17 protein-coding genes are annotated in these 17,423 nt (G+C 68.1%); 9 read left to right on the top strand and 8 right to left on the bottom strand.

The annotated features are described in order from the left end of the window. Positions 1-64 precede the first annotated feature (64 nt). Both ACSUZC_RS07920 and ACSUZC_RS07915 read left to right on the top strand, forming a co-directional pair. On the top strand, positions 65-712 hold the full coding sequence (locus ACSUZC_RS07920; protein WP_439033035.1) for a response regulator: 648 nt from the start codon (positions 65-67) through the stop codon (positions 710-712). Between the two features lie 220 nt (positions 713-932). Then, a complete protein-coding gene (locus ACSUZC_RS07915; RefSeq protein ID WP_439032298.1) occupies positions 933-1,142 on the top strand; it encodes a hypothetical protein in 210 nt (69 codons plus the stop codon). 74 nt (positions 1,143-1,216) lie between these two features. On the opposite strand, the gene ACSUZC_RS07910 is transcribed toward ACSUZC_RS07915, so the two are convergent. Further along, the gene (locus tag ACSUZC_RS07910; protein WP_439032297.1) at positions 1,217-2,185 is read right to left on the bottom strand and encodes a L,D-transpeptidase family protein; all 969 of its coding nucleotides are present in this window, start codon (positions 2,183-2,185) and stop codon (positions 1,217-1,219) included. A gap of 116 nt (positions 2,186-2,301) precedes the next feature. Here ACSUZC_RS07910 and ACSUZC_RS07905 point away from each other — a divergent pair, with 116 nt between their 5' ends. After that, positions 2,302-2,607 carry a hypothetical protein gene (locus ACSUZC_RS07905; protein ID WP_439032296.1) on the top strand — a complete coding sequence of 102 codons (306 nt, stop codon included), beginning with the start codon at positions 2,302-2,304 and terminating at the stop codon, positions 2,605-2,607. A 173-nt stretch (positions 2,608-2,780) separates the two neighbouring features. Here the strand turns inward: ACSUZC_RS07905 and ACSUZC_RS07900 are convergent, their stop codons facing one another. From ACSUZC_RS07900 to ACSUZC_RS07885, 4 genes are all read right to left on the bottom strand, one after another. Next, a complete protein-coding gene (locus ACSUZC_RS07900; protein WP_439032295.1) occupies positions 2,781-4,073 on the bottom strand; it encodes a PhoH family protein in 1,293 nt (430 codons plus the stop codon). Positions 4,074-4,445: 372 nt separating this feature from the next. After that, positions 4,446-5,312 carry an acyl-ACP desaturase gene (locus ACSUZC_RS07895; RefSeq protein ID WP_439032294.1) on the bottom strand — a complete coding sequence of 289 codons (867 nt, stop codon included), beginning with the start codon at positions 5,310-5,312 and terminating at the stop codon, positions 4,446-4,448. Between the two features lie 43 nt (positions 5,313-5,355). Beyond that, positions 5,356-6,663 carry a serine hydroxymethyltransferase gene (glyA, locus tag ACSUZC_RS07890; RefSeq protein WP_439032293.1) on the bottom strand — a complete coding sequence of 436 codons (1,308 nt, stop codon included), beginning with the start codon at positions 6,661-6,663 and terminating at the stop codon, positions 5,356-5,358. 10 nt (positions 6,664-6,673) lie between these two features. After that, on the bottom strand, positions 6,674-7,945 hold the full coding sequence (locus tag ACSUZC_RS07885) for a DUF885 domain-containing protein (protein ID WP_439032292.1): 1,272 nt from the start codon (positions 7,943-7,945) through the stop codon (positions 6,674-6,676). 97 nt (positions 7,946-8,042) lie between these two features. Here ACSUZC_RS07885 and coaA point away from each other — a divergent pair, with 97 nt between their 5' ends. After that, positions 8,043-8,984, top strand: a complete 942-nt coding sequence (gene coaA / locus ACSUZC_RS07880; RefSeq protein ID WP_439032291.1) for a type I pantothenate kinase — start codon at positions 8,043-8,045, stop codon at positions 8,982-8,984. On the opposite strand, the gene ACSUZC_RS07875 is transcribed toward coaA, so the two are convergent. Beyond that, a complete protein-coding gene (locus ACSUZC_RS07875; RefSeq protein ID WP_439033034.1) occupies positions 8,956-9,429 on the bottom strand; it encodes a carboxymuconolactone decarboxylase family protein in 474 nt (157 codons plus the stop codon). The genes coaA and ACSUZC_RS07875 overlap by 29 nt on opposite strands. Before the next feature lie 26 nt (positions 9,430-9,455). Further along, positions 9,456-10,235 (bottom strand): SDR family oxidoreductase, encoded by a 780-nt coding sequence (locus ACSUZC_RS07870; RefSeq protein WP_439032290.1) that lies wholly within the window; start codon positions 10,233-10,235, stop codon positions 9,456-9,458. An 81-nt stretch (positions 10,236-10,316) separates the two neighbouring features. Here ACSUZC_RS07870 and ACSUZC_RS07865 point away from each other — a divergent pair, with 81 nt between their 5' ends. After that, positions 10,317-11,810: a PLP-dependent aminotransferase family protein gene (locus ACSUZC_RS07865; protein ID WP_439032289.1), complete on the top strand. Its 1,494-nt coding sequence runs from the start codon at positions 10,317-10,319 to the stop codon at positions 11,808-11,810. 15 nt (positions 11,811-11,825) lie between these two features. On the opposite strand, the gene ACSUZC_RS07860 is transcribed toward ACSUZC_RS07865, so the two are convergent. Next, a complete protein-coding gene (locus ACSUZC_RS07860; RefSeq protein WP_439032288.1) occupies positions 11,826-12,608 on the bottom strand; it encodes an isoprenyl transferase in 783 nt (260 codons plus the stop codon). Positions 12,609-12,748: 140 nt separating this feature from the next. Between ACSUZC_RS07860 and trhA the strand changes: the two genes are divergently transcribed. From trhA to ACSUZC_RS07840, 4 genes are all read left to right on the top strand, one after another. Beyond that, a complete protein-coding gene (trhA, locus tag ACSUZC_RS07855; RefSeq protein WP_439032287.1) occupies positions 12,749-13,417 on the top strand; it encodes a PAQR family membrane homeostasis protein TrhA in 669 nt (222 codons plus the stop codon). A gap of 72 nt (positions 13,418-13,489) precedes the next feature. Beyond that, positions 13,490-14,032 carry a hypothetical protein gene (locus ACSUZC_RS07850; RefSeq protein ID WP_439032286.1) on the top strand — a complete coding sequence of 181 codons (543 nt, stop codon included), beginning with the start codon at positions 13,490-13,492 and terminating at the stop codon, positions 14,030-14,032. Positions 14,033-14,146: 114 nt separating this feature from the next. Beyond that, a complete protein-coding gene (locus ACSUZC_RS07845; protein ID WP_439032285.1) occupies positions 14,147-15,652 on the top strand; it encodes a PepSY-associated TM helix domain-containing protein in 1,506 nt (501 codons plus the stop codon). A 135-nt stretch (positions 15,653-15,787) separates the two neighbouring features. After that, positions 15,788-17,422, top strand: a complete 1,635-nt coding sequence (locus ACSUZC_RS07840; RefSeq protein ID WP_439032284.1) for an alkaline phosphatase D family protein — start codon at positions 15,788-15,790, stop codon at positions 17,420-17,422. Position 17,423 lies beyond the last annotated feature (1 nt).

Raw genomic sequence — 17,423 nt, 5'->3', positions numbered from 1 at the left:
TGTGAAAATCCGGGACGTGAAGTCCTACAATTCGCTGCAGGCGTCTGTGCCGAAGGGAGTCGGCATGATCACGGTTTTTCTGGTGGACGATCACGAAATCGTTCGACGCGGTCTCGTCGAACTGCTCGACGCCGATCCCGATCTACGCGTCGTCGGCGAGGCTGCGACCTGCGCTCAGGCCCTCGCGAGAATTCCGACCGTCAAGCCCGATGTGGCCGTTCTCGACGTCCGCCTACCCGACGGGAACGGCATCGAGCTCTGCCGCGACCTGCTCGACAGGGTCGACGGCCTACGCTGCCTGATGCTCACCTCGCTCACCGACGACCAGGCGATGATGGATGCGATCCTGGCCGGCGCCAGCGGGTATGTCATCAAAGACATCACCGGGATGGAGCTCGCGCGCGCCATCGCAGACGTCGGTGCAGGCCGGTCGTTGCTGGACAACCGGGCGGCAGCGGCGCTGATGGAACGACTCCGCGCACGCCAGGACGCCGAGGAGCAGCCCCACGACGGCCTCACCGAGCAGGACCGGACGCTGCTCGCGCTACTCGGCGAGGGTCTGACGAACAGGCAGATCGCCGCGCGGATGCATCTCGCGGAGAAGACCGTCAAGAACTATGTGTCCCGGCTTCTGGGCAAGCTGGGCATGGAGCGTCGAACGCAAGCCGCGGTATATGCGGCCAAGACCGCAGACCGGAGCCGACGCCGCTGACGGGATCGTGACCCGGTGGCGATCGGCTCGTTCTCGGTTCGAATCCATTGGACACTTGAGATCTATCTCACATACGGTGACACTGGAATGGTCGTTCGCCCGAGTCGACGACCGACAGCCGGCGGCATCGCAGCGGATCGTCAGGCCTCACGCCCGACCCGATCCACGTCTCCCCACACCGATCCTCGTACCGACACCCAGGGATAGAAGGTCCATCGACATGACGCTTGTGTCCGCGACACGTGTGGAAACCGAGGGTTCGCCGTTCGATCGGCACTGCAACAGTTGCGGACGCAGCTTCACCGTGGGCACCCACCTCGGCAGACACGCACTGGACGAGCTGGCGCGGGTCAACGGATGGCACATCTGTGCCGACGCGACATTGTGCCCGGGATGCCGTGGCGCCCGACTGAGCCTGGCGGGGTCGTAGCGCCCGCCGGGACGAGATCCCACACGAGCACGGATCGGGCGGGCACTGTGTCAGTGCCCGCCAGATCCGGCGGTTCACCCCGCCTGGGAGGCGCCGAGCCCGAACAGGGCCGGCACGACGCCGACCAGTTGCGTCAGCAGGCCGGTGAGCATGTCCGCTCCCGGCAACCCGGACGTGACCGGCGGGGTGGCGCCCGGAGGGGTGGTGCCCGGAGCGGTCTGAGGGGTCGCTCCGGGTGCCTCGCCGGACGGCGCACCCTGATTCACCCCGATCGTGATCTTCGGATTCTTCGCCGGGTCCAGCCAGACCAGGATCTGCTTCATCAGCTCCCGCTCGATCGCGACACAACCCATGGTGGGTTCACCGTTGGTGACATGGAGGAACATCGCCGAGGCCCTGCCCGGAATCCGCTGCGGATTGTGCGCGATGTTGACCGCGTAGTCGTAGACCGGGCCGGAGTTGTACAGGTTCTCGCTGTCGCCGCCGGGACTCTGCGGCTGACGCACGTGTGTGTTGTACGTCGGCGACTTCATGTTCGAGTCCCACCAGTCCTGCTGGTCGACCTTGATGTAGGGCAACTTGGTGCCCGGATTGGCCTCGCGGCCGAACGCCTGGTCGAGCGGGAAGGTGCCCTGGGGTGTCCGGTGGACGTTGTCCTTCGGTTCGCCCATGCCGAGCGACCCGAGGAATGCCTTCGTCGGGCCGATGACCGGCTTCCAGCTGCCCTCTGCGCCGCGCTCGAATGCGGTCAGCGTGGCGGTGGTGTCCGACGCCTTCGGGGCGGTGACGACGATCATCTGGTTCGTCGGCCCACTCCCGCCGGGCACGTCACCGGCACCGTCCGCCGACCCGGACCCGCCCGCGAGCTGATCGAGGATTCCGTCGACCAGCGGGATTCCCGATTCGGGGAAGCCCGACCCCGGGGTCGTCGTACCGGTCTCCGGTGTGGTCGGTGTAGATGTCTCCGGAGCGGCAAGCGCATGACCGGCCCCACCGGCACACGCGGCGAGAACCGCGATGACCAATAGTCCCAACAGTCTCATTCGCCTCATCAGTAACTTCTGCACCACACCAGTGTGACAGCGCGCAAGGGCCGATGAGTCACGTCATGGTCACGGTGCGATTCTGATCGGATGTCGACATCTCGTCGCCTTCTCGCGTGGTCGCAGAACGCTTTTCGATGGGAAACCGACGCATTGAGGTGATTCGAACCGCAGGCCAGCCGATTAGTGGACCATTGTCGGCCTATATACGAAAAGCATTCACGACGATTCATTTGCGCGATTGTTATCGCATCATTACCCTCGCTTACGACGGCGCCAAGCCACGGCGATCGTTATCCGGACAGCCATTCGATCAAAGGAGAAAAATGACGTCTCTGGAAAACGTTGAACTGCTCACCGCCATCGTCGATCTTCTCAATTCACTCCGCGATTTCAGCCCGATCGAGCCGCCGACCACCTGATTTCGGCGATCATTGTCAGGTGACCGGCCGTTGATGGGCTGATCATCGCGATGGACTGACGTCGAAGGCCGCGCCGACTCCCTCCCCTCGGTGAGTCGACGCGGCCTTCGCGTTGTCTGTATTACCGGTCCAGCCCAGGTGAACGATGAATCCGTTTCCCGAACAGAAAGTGGCTACGGAGCGAATTCCTCCAGCATTTCCGTCACCAGCGCGGCGATCGGCGATCGCTCACTCCGGGTGAGCGTGATGTGCGCGAACAGCGGGTGACCTTTGAGCTTCTCGATGACCGCGGCAACGCCGTCGTGTCGGCCGACCCGGAGGTTGTCGCGCTGCGCCACGTCGTGCGTCAGCACCACGCGCGAACCCGAACCCAGGCGGGACAGAACGGTCAGCAGGACGTTGCGTTCCAGCGACTGCGCCTCGTCGACGATCACGAAAGAGTCGTGCAACGACCGCCCCCGAATGTGGGTCAACGGCAACACCTCCAGCATGCCGCGACTGAGCACCTCGTCGATGACCTCCGGCGACGCCAGGCCCTCGAGGGTGTCGAACACCGCCTGCGCCCACGGCCCCATCTTGTCGGACTCGCTGCCGGGCAGGTAACCCAGTTGCTGACCGCCCACGGCGTACAACGGGCGGAACACCACGACCTTGCGCTGGGTACGCCGCTCGAGGACGGCTTCCAGGCCCGCGCACAACGCCAGCGCCGACTTGCCGGTACCGGCCTTGCCGCCGAGGGAGACGATTCCGACACTGTCGTCGAGGAGCAGATCCAGCGCCACCCGCTGCTCGGCCGAGCGTCCGTGCAGGCCGAATGCCTCACGGTCGCCGCGGACGAGCTGTACCCGCTTGTCGGCGTTGACCCGTCCGAGCGCACTCGAGGACGTGCCGAGCATCCGTATACCGGTGTGGCACGGCAATTCCCGGGCTTCGTCGATGTCGACCACACCGTCGGAGAACAGGGTGTCGATCGCCGTGGTCTCGACGTCGAGCTGGGTCATGCCCGACCATCCGGACACCACCACGTCCTGTGCGTGGTACTCGTCCGCGTCGAGGCCGACGGCGCCGGCCTTGACCCGCAGCGGGGTGTCCTTGGACACCAGCGTGACGTTCTTGCCCTCGGCGCGCAGGTTGAGGGCGCACGCCAGGATGCGCGAGTCGTTGCTGTCGGTACGGAAACCGGCGGGCAGTACGGCGGGATCGGTGTGATTGAGCTCCACCTGCAGGGTGCCGCCGTCCTCCCCGATCTCCAGGGGCAGGTCCAGTCGGCCGTGTTCCAGGCGCATGTCGTCGAGCATGCGCAACGCCTCACGCGCGAACCAGCCGAGTTCGTGGTGGTGACGTTTGCCCTCGAGTTCGCTGATGACCACGAGCGGGAGGACGACGTGGTGTTCGGCGAATCGCATGACCGCCCAGGGATCGGACAGCAGCACGGAGGTATCGAGGACGTAGGTGCGTGTGGTCACGTGGAGCTCCTACGTTCGTGCGGCACCCGCACAAACCAGTGTTGGTCGACCGGCCGGTCCAAGTTGTCCGATGCCCTCGGCGTCAACCGAGGTGGACGAGGACCGGGGCCGGTCCCCTCGTGTTGCTTCTACAAGCCACGAACTGAACCTCCCGGACGAACCGCTTCCCCGCGGTCCGTCACTCGTCAACGTACGCGCGAAATCCGGTGGCGGCGCTCCGGAATCGGGTGTGTCGGCGTGAATTGTAGGTAAACCGACGTATTGTCGGAGACGGAGACGCAACAGGGCGCCACCAGGGATTTTGTCGTCCCGGTGGCGCCCTGTTCGTCTCTGTGTCACCGCACGTGCGCCGCTACGGTGAGCGCAGGTGTCTCAGCCTCGCGCGCGCTCGAGGATCCGCCGGCGCGCGGCCTCGGCCTCGTCGGAGAGCCCGGCGACGGACTCGAGCTTGACGGCGTCGGCGAGGGCGGCGGCGATCGCCGTCTTGGTCTCGGCGTTCTCGTAGTGGGCGATGAGTGCCCGCTCGGCCTCGAAGTCGTCGATGTCGTGGCCGATGGGCTCGTCGATGGCAAGCGCCCGGTCGATCGCGAGGACGGTGGCGTCCTGATCGGCGACGAGACCGGCGTTGAGGAAGGCGCCGAAGGTCACGGCCTGCTGCTGGTCGTCCGCAGCGATCTTGGTGAGGATCTCCTCGAGGACCTCGTCGTTCGCGACGGCCTTCAACGTCGCGATGAAGTGCACACACTGGTTCTCGTGCACCGCCATCAGCGCCAGCACGTCCAGCGGGCTGAGCGGCTCGACCTGCTCGGGGGTCTGCCGGTAGCCCTGCGTGACGTGGATGCGACGACGCTCCTCCGCGTCCACGGGATCGATCGCCCGCCGCACGACCAGGTAGTCGCGCAGCACGATCGCATGCCGGTTGTCCTCGGCGGTCCACACACCCACGAGCTGCCGCCAGTCGGAGAACGCCGGGAAGTGCTTGGCGAGCACCCGGTGATACGACGGCAGGTTGTCCTTGGTCAGCAGCAGCGCCAGCAAACCGGCACGCGCCTCGTCGGACAGCGTCGCCTGTGACGGGTCGAAGTCGTCACCGCCGAGGAAGGCGAAGTTGCGTCCGTCATCCCACGGCACCCAGTCGTGCGGGTTCCACGGAGTGGCGGCCGCCTGGTGGTCTTCCGCGATCTCGGGAAGAGCCTTCTCGAGCGCGATGATCAGGTCGTCTTCAGTGAGGGCGTTCATCGCTGCAAGGATACGGACGCCGCGCCGACGCGGGCAATCCAGGTCAGATCCGGCTCATCAGTCCCCACTCCTCGAGCCCGTCATAGAGCGGGAAGTCGAGGGCGAGCTTGGACACACGTCCGCGCAGGGCGGTGACGTCGGCGGAGTCGCCGGCGGCCAGCGCGGTCGCGATGATGTCGGCCACCTCGGTGAACTGCTCGTCGCCGAAGCCGCGCGTGGCCAGCGCGGGGGTACCGATACGCAGACCGGAGGTGACCATGGGCGGACGCGGGTCGAAGGGCACCGCGTTGCGGTTGACCGTGATACCGACCTGGTGGAGCAGGTCCTCGGCCTGCTGGCCGTCGAGCGCGCTGTCGCGCAGGTCGACGAGGACGAGGTGGACGTCGGTGCCACCGGTCAGCACCGACACACCGGCCTTGGCGACGTCGGCTCCCGTGAGTCGCTCGGCGAGCGCCCGGGCACCGGACAGGGTGCGCCGCTGGCGCTCGGCGAACTCCTCGGTGCCTGCGATCTTCAGTGCGACGGCCTTGCCCGCGATGGCGTGCATGAGCGGTCCGCCCTGCTGCCCGGGGAAGACCGCCGAATTCAGCTTCTTGGCCCATTCCTGCTTGGCGAGGATGATCCCCGAGCGCGGACCGCCGAGGGTCTTGTGCACGGTGGACGACACCACGTCGGCGTGCGGGACGGGCGACGGGTGCACGCCGGCCGCGACCAGACCGGCGAAGTGAGCCATGTCCACCCAGAGGTGCGCACCGACCTCATCGGCGATGGACCGGAACGCCTCGAAGTCGAGGGTGCGCGGGTAGGCCGACCAGCCGGCCACGATGACCTTCGGCTTGACATCGAGGGCGATCTTGCGCACCTCGTCCATGTCGATGCGGAAGTCCTCTTTGCTCACGCCGTAGAAGGCGTTCTCGTAGAGCTTGCCGGAGAAGTTGAGGCGCATCCCGTGGGTGAGGTGACCGCCGTGGGCGAGGTCGAGGCCGAGCATGGTCTCGCCCGGCTCCATCAGCGCCTGCAACACGGCGGCGTTGGCCTGTGCACCCGAATGCGGCTGCACGTTCGCGAAGTCGGCACCGAAGAGTTCCTTCGCACGGTTGCGGGCGATGTCCTCGACGACGTCGACGTACTCGCAACCTCCGTAGTAGCGGCGACCCGGGTATCCCTCGGCGTACTTGTTGGTGAGCACGCTGCCCTGCGCCTGCAGCACGGCGCGCGGCACGAAGTTCTCCGAGGCGATCATCTCGAGGGTGTCCCGCTGGCGGCTGAGTTCGCCGTTCATGGCGGCGGCGACGTCGGGGTCGACCTCAGCCAGGGACATCGAGTTCACGGATGACGAGTTCGCGGTCATGGCTCTGATTCTAGGCACCGAGTTCGCGACGCAGGCTCGCCGGGATGAGCGGCTCGTCGAGCAGGCGCCCGAAGGCGGCAGCACGGTCGTCGGCCGCATCGAGCCAACGGTCGAGGAGTTGGTAACCCTCGACGTAGGTGCTGATGTACGCGCGCCAGAGCGGAGAGGTGAGGAATCGCAGCATCTGGGTGGCTCGCTCACGGGGGGCGAGCAGCCATCGCTGGAGGAACGCGGCGACGGCATCGGCGTCGGCGTGCTGGTCGTGCAGCATCAGGGCGGCGTCCTGACGAACGGTGAGCAGCCCGCCGGTGGCGCGACCGATCCGCATGGCACGCTCGGCGTCGAAGCGGAGTCCGAGGTCGGCGTAGACTTCCTGGGCCCAGGTGCCCCAGTCCTTGCCGATGATCGCGTCGAGAGCGTGGTCGGCGAGACCCTCCGCCATGAGGCACTGGGGTGTGTTGACGAGGAAGATCGACTGCTCGTCGTGTCCCGCTCCGACGAGCAGCTGCTCTTTGCGGCAGTGCTCGGTGTGGTGGCCCGGGTAGGCCTCGTGGGCGATCAGGGACGGCAACGATGACATGTACTGGGTGAGGTCGGCGTTGATGGCGACGCGCGAGCGGTAGTTGCCGAGGTAGTAGTTGAAGCCCGACCACGGCTTGTCCGTGACGACCTCGAACTCGACGATCTCGTTGTCGGGCAACGGGTATGCCTGCCTGACGCGCTCGCGCAGGGCGCCGCTGAAGGCACGGACACAGTCGTCGACGCGCTCCGGCGGGATCTCGTCGGAGCGGCGATGCGCGGCGTAGGCGTCGCGCAGTCCGTCCGCCGTCGCGTCGGGCAGGCCGAGGGCGTCGGCGAGTTCGGCGTGCGCCTGTCGGTAACGCCCGGGATCGGCGGTGGTGATGTCGACGTCGAAGTAGGCGCGCACCTCGTCGACGAATCCGATGTCGTCACCGGCGAACTTGCGCGCGGAGCACTCGAGCGCCCGCAGATGGGAGCCGATGAACTCCGCACGCGCGGCATCCAGGGTCCCGGGGAGTTCGGTGAGCAGCGTTCTGGCACGCTCGGCGAGCCGCGCGGGGTCGGGGGCGGGCGCGTTCTCCACCTCGGCTCGCAGGGACGGATCGCCGGTGTAGGCGTCGACGAAGCCTCGTTCGAGACGGTCGAACGCCAGTCCCAGGCGCAGATACTCGATGACCTGCGGGTCACCGGCACGGGCGGCGCCGGGTTCGATCGGGGACGGAACGGACGGGGCAGCATCCGGGGAGGGCACCGATGACATATCGGCAGGCTACCGAGTGCCGCCCTCACACGTCGCCCTAAGCTGTACGCATGATCACTCCGGGAGCGGTGGTATCGACATCGGCGGAGCTGCCCTGATGGCCCGCAACGCCACCGATCGGGATCCGAGTCTCTACCTCGAACTCGACCGGAGGCAGTGGCGCGAGTTGCGCGAATCGATGCCGCTGGTCCTCACCGAGGACGAACTGGCCGAGCTGGTCGGCCTCGGTGAGCAGATCGACCTTGATGAGGTGGCCGACGTCTACCTGCCGCTGTCGCGTCTCATCCATCTGCAAGTGGCTGCGCGACAACGCTTGTTCGCGGCGACCTCGACGTTCCTCGGTGAGCGTCAGACCAATCGGCAGGTGCCGTTCGTGATCGGCATCGCGGGCAGTGTCGCAGTCGGGAAGTCGACCACCGCCCGCGTGCTGGCGGCGCTGCTGGCACGGTGGGAGTCGCATCCCAAGGTCGACCTGGTCACCACCGACGGCTTCCTGTTGCGGACCGACGAGATGCAACGCCGGGGCATCCTGCACCGCAAGGGATTTCCGGAATCATATGACCGGCGCGCGCTGTTGCGTTTCGTCACGGAGGTCAAATCGGGCGCCCGGGAGGTCGCGGCGCCGGTGTATTCACATCTGGCCTACGACATCGTGCCCAACGTGTACCACTACGTCCGGCAGCCCGACATCCTCATCCTCGAGGGCCTCAACGTGCTCCAGACCGGACCGACGCTGATGGTGTCGGATCTGTTCGACTTCTCCATCTACGTCGACGCCAAGATCGACGACATCGAGGAGTGGTACATCTCGCGTTTCTTGCAGATGCGGACCACGTCATTCGCCAACCCCGACTCCCACTTTCACGCCTACGCCTCCCTCACCGACGACCAGGCGACGGCCGCGGCACGAGATCTGTGGACCTCCATCAACCGCCCGAACCTGATGGAGAACATCCTGCCCACCCGGCCGCGGGCGTCACTGGTACTACGCAAGGACTACGACCACTCCATCAACCGGGTGCGCCTGCGGAAGCTCTGATCGCCGCACGCCGCTCGTCGAGCCCGGCCGGATAGGCGCCCGCGAGGGCGATCCGGTTCCAGGCGTTGATCATCACGATCGACGCGACGAGCTGTCCCGTCTCGACGGCGTCGAAATGCTCACGCACCGAATCGAAGACCTGTTGCGGGACACCGCCTTCGCCGATCATCGTGACGGATTCGGTGAGGGCGAGCACAGCACGTTCGACCGCGGTGAACACCGAACCGGCCTCGCGCCACGCGGCGATGAGCATGAGTTTGTGCGGATCGATCTCCTTGGCCAGGGCATCGGAGGTGTGCATGTGCAGACAGTAGGCACATCCGTTCAGTTGCGACGCGCGGATCACGATGAGTTCGGCGAGCTCCGGGTCGACACCGGACGACGACGCTCGCTGCAATGCGACCAGCGCCTTGTAGACAGCCGGATTGTCTTGCGGCATCCACATCCTCGTGTCGGGACGCGTTCCGCCGGTCATCGGTTCTCACCCACCCGGGTGCCTTCGCGGCCGGCAAGCCACCCGCCGAGTGTCGTCGTCGTGACCACATCGGGGGCAGCGGGGATGAGTCCCCCGCGGCGGATGGCCCGTCCGCCGACCGGCAAACCCACCACCCAGCGCGGAGAACCGGTCTGTGCGGCAAGGGCTCTGGCCACATCGACCAGGTCCATCGCCTCGGGGCCGGCCAGCTCCACCGTCCCCTTGCCCTGCGGGCCCGCGGACACGACATCGGCGAGCGCGTCCGCCACATCTGACACGGCCGCCGGGGCGCACCGCATCCTCGGCACGGCGGCGACGGGGCCGAACCTCATCGACCCCATCATCTGTTCGGCGAGCTCGAACCACTGGACCGAGGCGAAGACCGTCAGGACGTCCGGGTCGAGGACCTTGCGATAGGCGGCCTCCTGCGCGGCTTTGCCCTGGTAGTAACCGAATTTCGCGTTCACCGCGGGATCGGCGGCGTTCACGATCGACACGACGATCACGTGGGCGACGCCGGCCTGTGCGGCGGCTTCGGCGATGTTGGTCGCCGTCGTGCCGAAGAAGTCGATGGCCTCGTCGGCCTTCAGCGTCTGCAGACTGAGCGAGTCGACGACGGCGTCGGCCCCGGCGAAGGCCTCGGCGAGACCTGTTCCGGCATGGGCATCGACTCCTGTCGCGCGGCTCGCGCGGACCACCTCGTCCCCTCGCGCGACGAGCAGCTCGGCGAGCCTGCTCCCCAGGGCACCGCTCGCGCCCACGATCACGACCTTCATCACGTTCCTCCTCCGACGGACATCACTGGCGTACTGCCTCTAGGCTAGAACGGGATTAGCGCAAGAAAGTGGTCCAATTCGATGACAGAAAAGCGGGTCAATTCCGCAGCCGAGATGTCGCCTCCCGGGTCGGCATCGACAGACCCCTGGGACGAGGTCGCCCAGCGTCTCGGCGCCGATCTCTTCCTGGACCTGCAACCGGACCCCGGGGTGAGCGCCCGCGGACGCGGTGCGACCCGGCGCCGGGCGCTGACCGAGGCTCTGCGCGCGGCCATCCTCGACGGTCGCCTGCCCCCGGGCACCGCCCTACCGCCGTACCGTTCGCTCGCCGCGGATCTGGGGCTCGCACGGGGCACCGTGTCGACCGTCTACCAGGAACTGATCGCCGAGGGCTGGCTGATCGCGAGGCAGGGATCGGCGACCCGTGTCGCCGAGGGCGCCGCCCGCGGGCCGCGCTCGCCCGGTATCCGAGCGACCGCACTCCCCCACACCATCCGCCACGACTTCTCCCTCGGACAGCCCTGCGCCGGTATGTTCCCCCGTGCCGACTGGGTCCGCGCCACCCGGCGCGTCCTCACCGAGACACCGGACGACACCTTCTCCCCTGCACATCCACAGGGACGTCCCGAACTGCGCCATGCCCTGACCACGTACCTGAGCCGCACGCGCGGGGTACGCACGGCCGCCGAGCACATCGTCCTCGGGACCTCGGTGATGGCCGCCCTGGAATTGCTGTCCCGCAGCGTGTTCGGAGCTGTCGTGGCGGTCGAGAGCCATGGTCTCCCCTTTCATCGTCAGGCGCTGGAGCGAGGCGGCACCCGGGTGGTGCCGGTTGCGGTCGACGACGCCGGAATGGTGATCGACGACCTGGAGCGCACCGGTGCATCCGCGGTGCTGCTGACGCCGAGCCACCAGTTCCCGACCGGCGTCGCCCTGTCACCGGCCCGGCGGATGCAGGTCGTCGACTGGGCGCGGCGCACCGGTGCGATCATCGTCGAGGACGACTACGACGGCGAGTTCCGTTACGACCGTGAGCCCGTCGGCGCCTTGCAGGCACTGGGTCCCGATGTGGTGATCCACGCGGGATCGATGAGCAAGAGCCTCTCGCCCGCGGTCCGCGCCGGATGGCTGGCAATGCCTCCCGAGCTCGTCGGAAAGGTGTTGAGCGCGAAAGGAATCCGTGAACCCGATGCCGGCATCATCGACCAGCTCGTGCTCGCTGACATGATCACCTCGGGCGCCTACGATCGGCACATCAGGCGCAGCCGGCAGGTCTACCGGCAGCGCCGCGACGACATCGTCGACGCCATCTCCGGGATCGGCCTCGAACTCCCCGGCATCGCCGCCGGATTACACGCCTTGATACCGGTCGAGCACGCCGTGGAGGGCGCGCTCGTCCACCGCGCCTACGAACGGGGTATCGCGGTCGTCGGCCAATCGCTGTTCCGGCATCCCGATGCCGAACCGCTGCCGCGCGGCGGTGTGGCCGTCGGTTTCGGGACGCCCGCCGCGTCGAGCTTTCCCGCCGACCTCACCGCGCTTGCCGACGTGCTCGCCGAGGTTCTTCGACGATGAGGCCCCGGCGCCCGGTCATTTGCCGAAGCGCCGGCTCCGGGCGGAGTAATCACGCAGTGCGCGGAGGAAATCGACACGACGGAACTCAGGCCAGTACGCGTCGGTGAACCAGATCTCCGAATAGGCGCTCTGCCACAACAGGAATCCGGACAGGCGTTGCTCCCCCGAGGTCCGGATCACGAGATCCGGGTCGGGCTGCCCCTTGGTGTAGAGGTTGCCGTCGATCGCCTCGACGGTCACCGCGTCGATCATCTCGGCGGGAGTGGCTCCCTGCGCGAGCTTCTCGTCGAGCAACGCCCGGACGGCGTCGACGATCTCCTGTCGCCCGCCGTACCCGACGGCGACGTTCACGTTCATACCGTCCCGGTCCGAGGTGCGCTCCGATGCGGCGCGGAGTCGCTGGGCGACGGGATCGGGCAGTGAGTCGAGCGTGCCGACGATCCGGATCCGCCAGCCCCCAGCGGGCGAGGAGATCTCGTCGACGATGTCGGGCACGATCTCCAGCAGCGCGTCGAGCTCGTCGGATGCGCGGTTGAGATTCTCCGTGGACAGCAGATAGATCGTGACGGCCTCGATGCCGAGTCCGGCACACCAGCCCAGCATGTCCGCGATGCGTTGCGCGCCCACCCGATGGCCGTGACTGACGTCGTCGAAACCGGCCTCACGTGCCCATCGGCGATTGCCGTCACAGATGATCGCCACGTGCCGCGGCAGGCGCTCGGGGTCGAGCAGCTGGATGAGTCTGCGCTCGTAGACGGACAGAACGGGTCGACGCAACCGGTCCGGCAACAATTTCATCGACGCCCCGACCCGGCGTCAGCGTGTTCGCGGCCTCGTGTCACGTCCGACACCTTACGCGCCACGATGCGAGCCAACCGACTCCGACGCAGCGCAACGATCCCGAGGGTCGAAGACGAAGTTACGGTACCGTAGGTTGCGTGAACACGTCGCTGAATCTCCCGGTGGACGACCGCCCTCGCCTCCGCGGCGTCATCCATCACTACTCGGCGTATGTGGCCGCCGTCGCCGGTCTCGCGCTGGTCGTCGGCGCGGCCCTCACCGCAGGCGCGGTGGCCGTGATCACCTGTGCGATCTACGCACTCACCGTCGTCGGCCTCTTCTCCGTCAGCGCCGCCTATCACCGGATCCCATGGCAGACGACGCGCGCCCGGTTACGGATGAAGCGCGCCGATCACGCGATGATCTTCGTGTTCATCGCCGGCAGTTACACCCCGTTCTGCGCCCTGGGGCTTCCCTCGCCGACCAGCTGGTGGGTGCTCGGCATCGTGTGGTGCGGCGCGATCGCCGGTGCGACGCTGAAGATCGCCTGGCCCGGTGCGCCGCGATGGCTCGGTGTCACCCTCTACATCGTCCTCGGCTGGGTGATCATCGCCGTCGCCCCGGCACTGGTCACCCAGACCGGTGTCGCGGTGATGGTCCTGCTCGCGCTCGGCGGCGTCTTCTACAGCGTCGGCGGCGTCCTGTACGCAGTGCGCTGGCCCGACCCGTGGCCCGCCACCTTCGGTCACCACGAGGTGTTCCACGTCTGCACCGCCATCGCCGCACTGCTCCACTACATCGCAGCCTGGTTGCTTCTCCTCGGCTAGGCGTACCGCCCGACGGCTCAGGCAGGTCAGGCGGCCGATCGGGCCGATGCCGGCGTGGCTATGCTCCATGGCGTGACCCCGGACCAGCGCGCCGTCCACCGCCTCCGCGGTGGCGTCGTCGGCGCGCTGTCGGCGAGTACCGCGGTGACCGCTCACGGCTTGGCGGCCGGGGCTCTCCCGGCGCCCGCGTCACTCCTGCTCATGACCGCGGCGTGCGCGGTGTTCGGTTGGACGGTCGCCTCGATGTCGCGGCGCACTCCCGGCTTGGTCTGCAGTCTCGTGACGCTCACCGCCGGGCAGGGACTCGCGCACTTCTCGCTCAGTGCCCTGGACGTCTCATCGGCCCACCACGACATCGGCGCGCACTCACCGAGTCAGTCGATGCTGCTCGTACACACGGTCGCGACCGTGGTCACCGCGGTCGCGATCCGCGTCGTCGAACCCGCCCTGCTGAGCATTCTCACCGCAGTCGTCGCGCTGCTGCACGTGGTGCTCGATCCGCTCTCCGACGACTCGTGGCCACACGTTCCCGCGGTCTGCGACGCCGACGCCCGGCCAGGCCTGCGTGCCATCGGCGCGCTCGACAACCGCGGCCCCCCGATCCTCTCGCGCTGACATCTCTTTTCCTCGCCGACCCGTCTTCGCAACGGGCCGGCCGGTGCGCGTATGCCGTCCGATCTATCTGACGGACGCGCCGCGTGCCGCCTTTGCCATGAGAGGCCCTCACACGTGACCCTGCCGAACCTGTCCCGCCCCGGTGACACCACCGGGCCCCCACCCACCACCGACCCGCCGACGTCGCCGCACAGCTGGCAACCGCTCCTGCGGCGCCTGCACTTCTACGCCGGCGTCCTCGTCGCACCCTTCCTCGTCGTCGCCGCGGTGACCGGCGGCCTGTACGCCATCGCCCCCTCGCTCGAACAGCTCGTCTACCGTGACCAACTGCACACCGACAGCGCCGGCGACACCCGTCCTCTCGCCGAACAGGTCGGCGCCGCAACGCGTCTGCGACCCGACCTCACGGTGTCGGCCGTCCGGCCGGCCATCCGGGCGGGCGACACCACCCGCGTGCTGTTCGACGACCCGACCCTCGGAGAGTCGCAGCGTCTGGCAGTGTTCATCGACCCGGTCACGCTCGAATCGAGAGGCGAACTGGCGTCGTACGGAAGCAGCGCATCGCTGCCGCTGCGCACCTGGCTGAGCGTCGCGCACCGCAACCTCCATCTCGGCGAGCCGGGCCGCGTCTACAGCGAACTCGCGGCGTCCTGGCTGTGGGTGATCGCTCTCGGCGGCCTGGCGCTGTGGATCTCGGCACATCGTGCGCGCACAAAGCGGCGCATCGCCGAACTCGCGACCTTCGACCGGACCGCCACCGGACGCACGCGCACACGCAACCGCCACGGCGTCATCGGGGTCTGGATCGCCCTCGGGCTGGTGTTCCTGTCCGCCACCGGGCTCACCTGGTCGAAGTTCGCGGGCGACAACGTGTCCGACCTGCGGACCGCACTGAACTGGACGACCCCCGCGGTCGACACCGCGTTGACGGGATCGCCATCGGAGCCCGCCGGCCACGGGGACCATGGCGGCCACGGAGATCATGGCGGCCACGGGGACCACAGTGCGGCCGGGCATCCCGGCGCCCACGAGACGGACGCCCCGACCTCGTCCGGCGTGGCCGTGGCGCAACTCGACCGGGTGATCGGCACTGCTCGGGATGCCGGCGTGGACGGCAGCGTCGAGGTGTCGATTCCCGCCACCGTCGACACCGCCTTCACCGTGGCCCAGACGCGGCAGACGTGGCAGTTCACCCAGGATTCGGTCGCCGTGGACGGGGCGACCGGCCGGGTCGTCGACGAATCCCGGTTCGCGGACTGGCCTCTCGCGGCGAAGCTCAGTACCTGGGGCATCGCGCTGCACATGGGCATCCTCTTCGGTTGGGTCAACCAGGTCGCGCTGCTGCTGTTGGCGGTGGCCCTGTTGGTGCTGATCGTCCGGGGCTACCAGATGTGGTGGCAGCGGCGGCCGCGACGATCGGGTCGCCGGGCGGTGGGCCGCCCTCCCGTCCGCGGGTCACTGCGGCGGCTTCCGGCGCCGGCGGTCGTCGCGGTAGGGGCGATCGCGCTGGTCGTGGGCTGGTTCGTGCCGCTGCTCGGCGTCAGCCTGCTGGCATTCCTGGTCATCGACGCCGGGCTCGGCTTCCGGACGCGCCACCGGGCGGCAGACACGGCCGGTTGACCTGCTGGATCCCGAGGTCCGCCCGGCAGGCGACCTGGGTGGGCACGTGAGGTGATGCCGAGTCTTCACGCACACATCACGTGCCCGCAGCCCGGAGGTGGAGTCGAGGTCAGCTGCCACTGGTCGGGTGAGGTCATGCCGGGACCCCCGGCCGGTGGACTTCCGGCCTCTCTCCGTTGCGACCCCGACCTCACCCTCCGCGCAGGCACCTCCCGACGTCGATTCCTCACCTGGTCGGCACTCGTCGGCGGTCTCGCGTTCACCCCCGGGCTTCTCGACGGAGCCAGGCCGTCCGCCCCTGCCTCGGATGCGTCCGCGGGTGTCTTCACCCTCGGCGTCGCATCCGGGGATCCGCTTCCCGACGGGGTGGTCCTGTGGACCCGGTTGTCCCGCAACCCCTTGGCGCCCGCCGGCGGCATGGGGGCGGTGGCGGTCCCGGTCGAGTGGGAGATCGGCCCCGACGAGACCATGGCCCGCGTCCTGCGCCGTGGCGTCGCCCACGCGACACCGGAATGGGGGCACAGCGTTCACGTCGACGTACGTGGCCTGGCGCCCGGTACCGACTACTTCTACCGGTTCCGCGCACAGGGTGAGGTCTCCGCGATCGGCCGGACCCGCACCGCCCCGGCCCCGGGCTCGCACGTGCCGGCGCTGTCCGTCGCGGTCGCATCGTGCCAGAACTGGGCGGACGGTTACTATCACGCGTTCGCCGACATGGCCGCACACGCACCCGATCTGGTGCTCCATCTCGGCGACTACATCTACGAGAAGCCCATACCGAAGCACGGTGGCGCGAGACGCGGTGCGTCCCTACCGATCTCGGCCACCCGCGAAGCCACCGACCTCGATGACTACCGGGAACGGTACGCCCTCTACAAGTCCGATCCCGACCTCCAGCTCGCGCACGCGGTGGCCCCCTTCGTGATCGCGTTCGACGATCACGAAGTCGACAACAACTGGGCCGCAGACGTTCCCGAGGACGACACGTCTCGGGCCGCGTTCGCCGTCCGACGCGCGCACGCGCTCCGCGCCTGGTGGGAGAACACGCCGGTGCGGACGGCCGCACGACCGGACGGAACGGTGGTCCGGGCGCAGCGTCGTCTGGCATTCGGCGATCTCGCCGAGATCAACCTGCTCGACACGCGCAGTCACCGAAGCGATCAGGTCAACGGCGACAACGACACTGGTCAGAACGCACGAACCGCCGATCCGTCACGGACGATCCTCGGCCAGGCGCAGGAACGCTGGCTCCTCGACGGCCTCGCCACGTCCCGCCACCGGTGGGACGTGATGGCCCAGCAGGTGCCGATGGCCGATCTGGCGCGGTCGGCGGGACCGACTCGTGCGGTCAGCATGGACGGCTGGAGCGGATACGAGGACTCCCGGCGTCGGGTGCTCGACGGCGCCGCCGGGCGCGGCGTCCGCAATCTGGTTTCGCTTGCGGGGGACATCCATCGCAGCGTCGTGGCCGACCTGCGGACGCGCTACACCGACGAATCTCCCACCCGCGGAGTGGAACTGGCGGCAACGTCGGTGACCTCCGGCGGCGACGGCGAGGACAGCGACGAGGGCGACCGCCGGTTGAAGGCCGCATCGCCGCATGTCCGATTCGGCAACTCGCAGCGCGGCTACCTCCTCAACCGGATCCACCCAGATCGATGGGAGGCGGAGTTCCGGGTGGCCCCGGCGGTGCAGTCGCCTCGCGGATCGCTGCACCGCCGCGCCCTGATCACGATCCCGGACGCCACCGCCGAGGTCGACGTCGTCTGAG

It is taken from the genome of Gordonia terrae (assembly GCF_051789125.1).
GTDB classification, from domain to species: Bacteria; Actinomycetota; Actinomycetes; order Mycobacteriales; family Mycobacteriaceae; genus Gordonia; species Gordonia terrae_A.
Note: the sequence above shows the minus strand (reverse complement) of the source record. Positions and strands in the feature narration are given on the sequence as shown.

Coding starts and splice junctions, on each gene's coding strand:
- ACSUZC_RS07920 (WP_439033035.1), top strand. CDS start 65: ATGATCACGGTTTTTCTGGTGGACGATCACGAAATCGTTCGACGCGGT.
- ACSUZC_RS07860 (WP_439032288.1), bottom strand. CDS start 12,608: ATGAAATTGTTGCCGGACCGGTTGCGTCGACCCGTTCTGTCCGTCTAC.
- ACSUZC_RS07870 (WP_439032290.1), bottom strand. CDS start 10,235: ATGAAGGTCGTGATCGTGGGCGCGAGCGGTGCCCTGGGGAGCAGGCTC.
- ACSUZC_RS07885 (WP_439032292.1), bottom strand. CDS start 7,945: ATGTCATCGGTGCCCTCCCCGGATGCTGCCCCGTCCGTTCCGTCCCCG.
- ACSUZC_RS07865 (WP_439032289.1), top strand. CDS start 10,317: ATGACAGAAAAGCGGGTCAATTCCGCAGCCGAGATGTCGCCTCCCGGG.
- ACSUZC_RS07910 (WP_439032297.1), bottom strand. CDS start 2,185: ATGAGACTGTTGGGACTATTGGTCATCGCGGTTCTCGCCGCGTGTGCC.
- ACSUZC_RS07895 (WP_439032294.1), bottom strand. CDS start 5,312: ATGAACGCCCTCACTGAAGACGACCTGATCATCGCGCTCGAGAAGGCT.
- ACSUZC_RS07840 (WP_439032284.1), top strand. CDS start 15,788: ATGCCGGGACCCCCGGCCGGTGGACTTCCGGCCTCTCTCCGTTGCGAC.
- ACSUZC_RS07875 (WP_439033034.1), bottom strand. CDS start 9,429: ATGTGGATGCCGCAAGACAATCCGGCTGTCTACAAGGCGCTGGTCGCA.
- coaA (WP_439032291.1), top strand. CDS start 8,043: ATGGCCCGCAACGCCACCGATCGGGATCCGAGTCTCTACCTCGAACTC.
- ACSUZC_RS07915 (WP_439032298.1), top strand. CDS start 933: ATGACGCTTGTGTCCGCGACACGTGTGGAAACCGAGGGTTCGCCGTTC.
- glyA (WP_439032293.1), bottom strand. CDS start 6,663: ATGACCGCGAACTCGTCATCCGTGAACTCGATGTCCCTGGCTGAGGTC.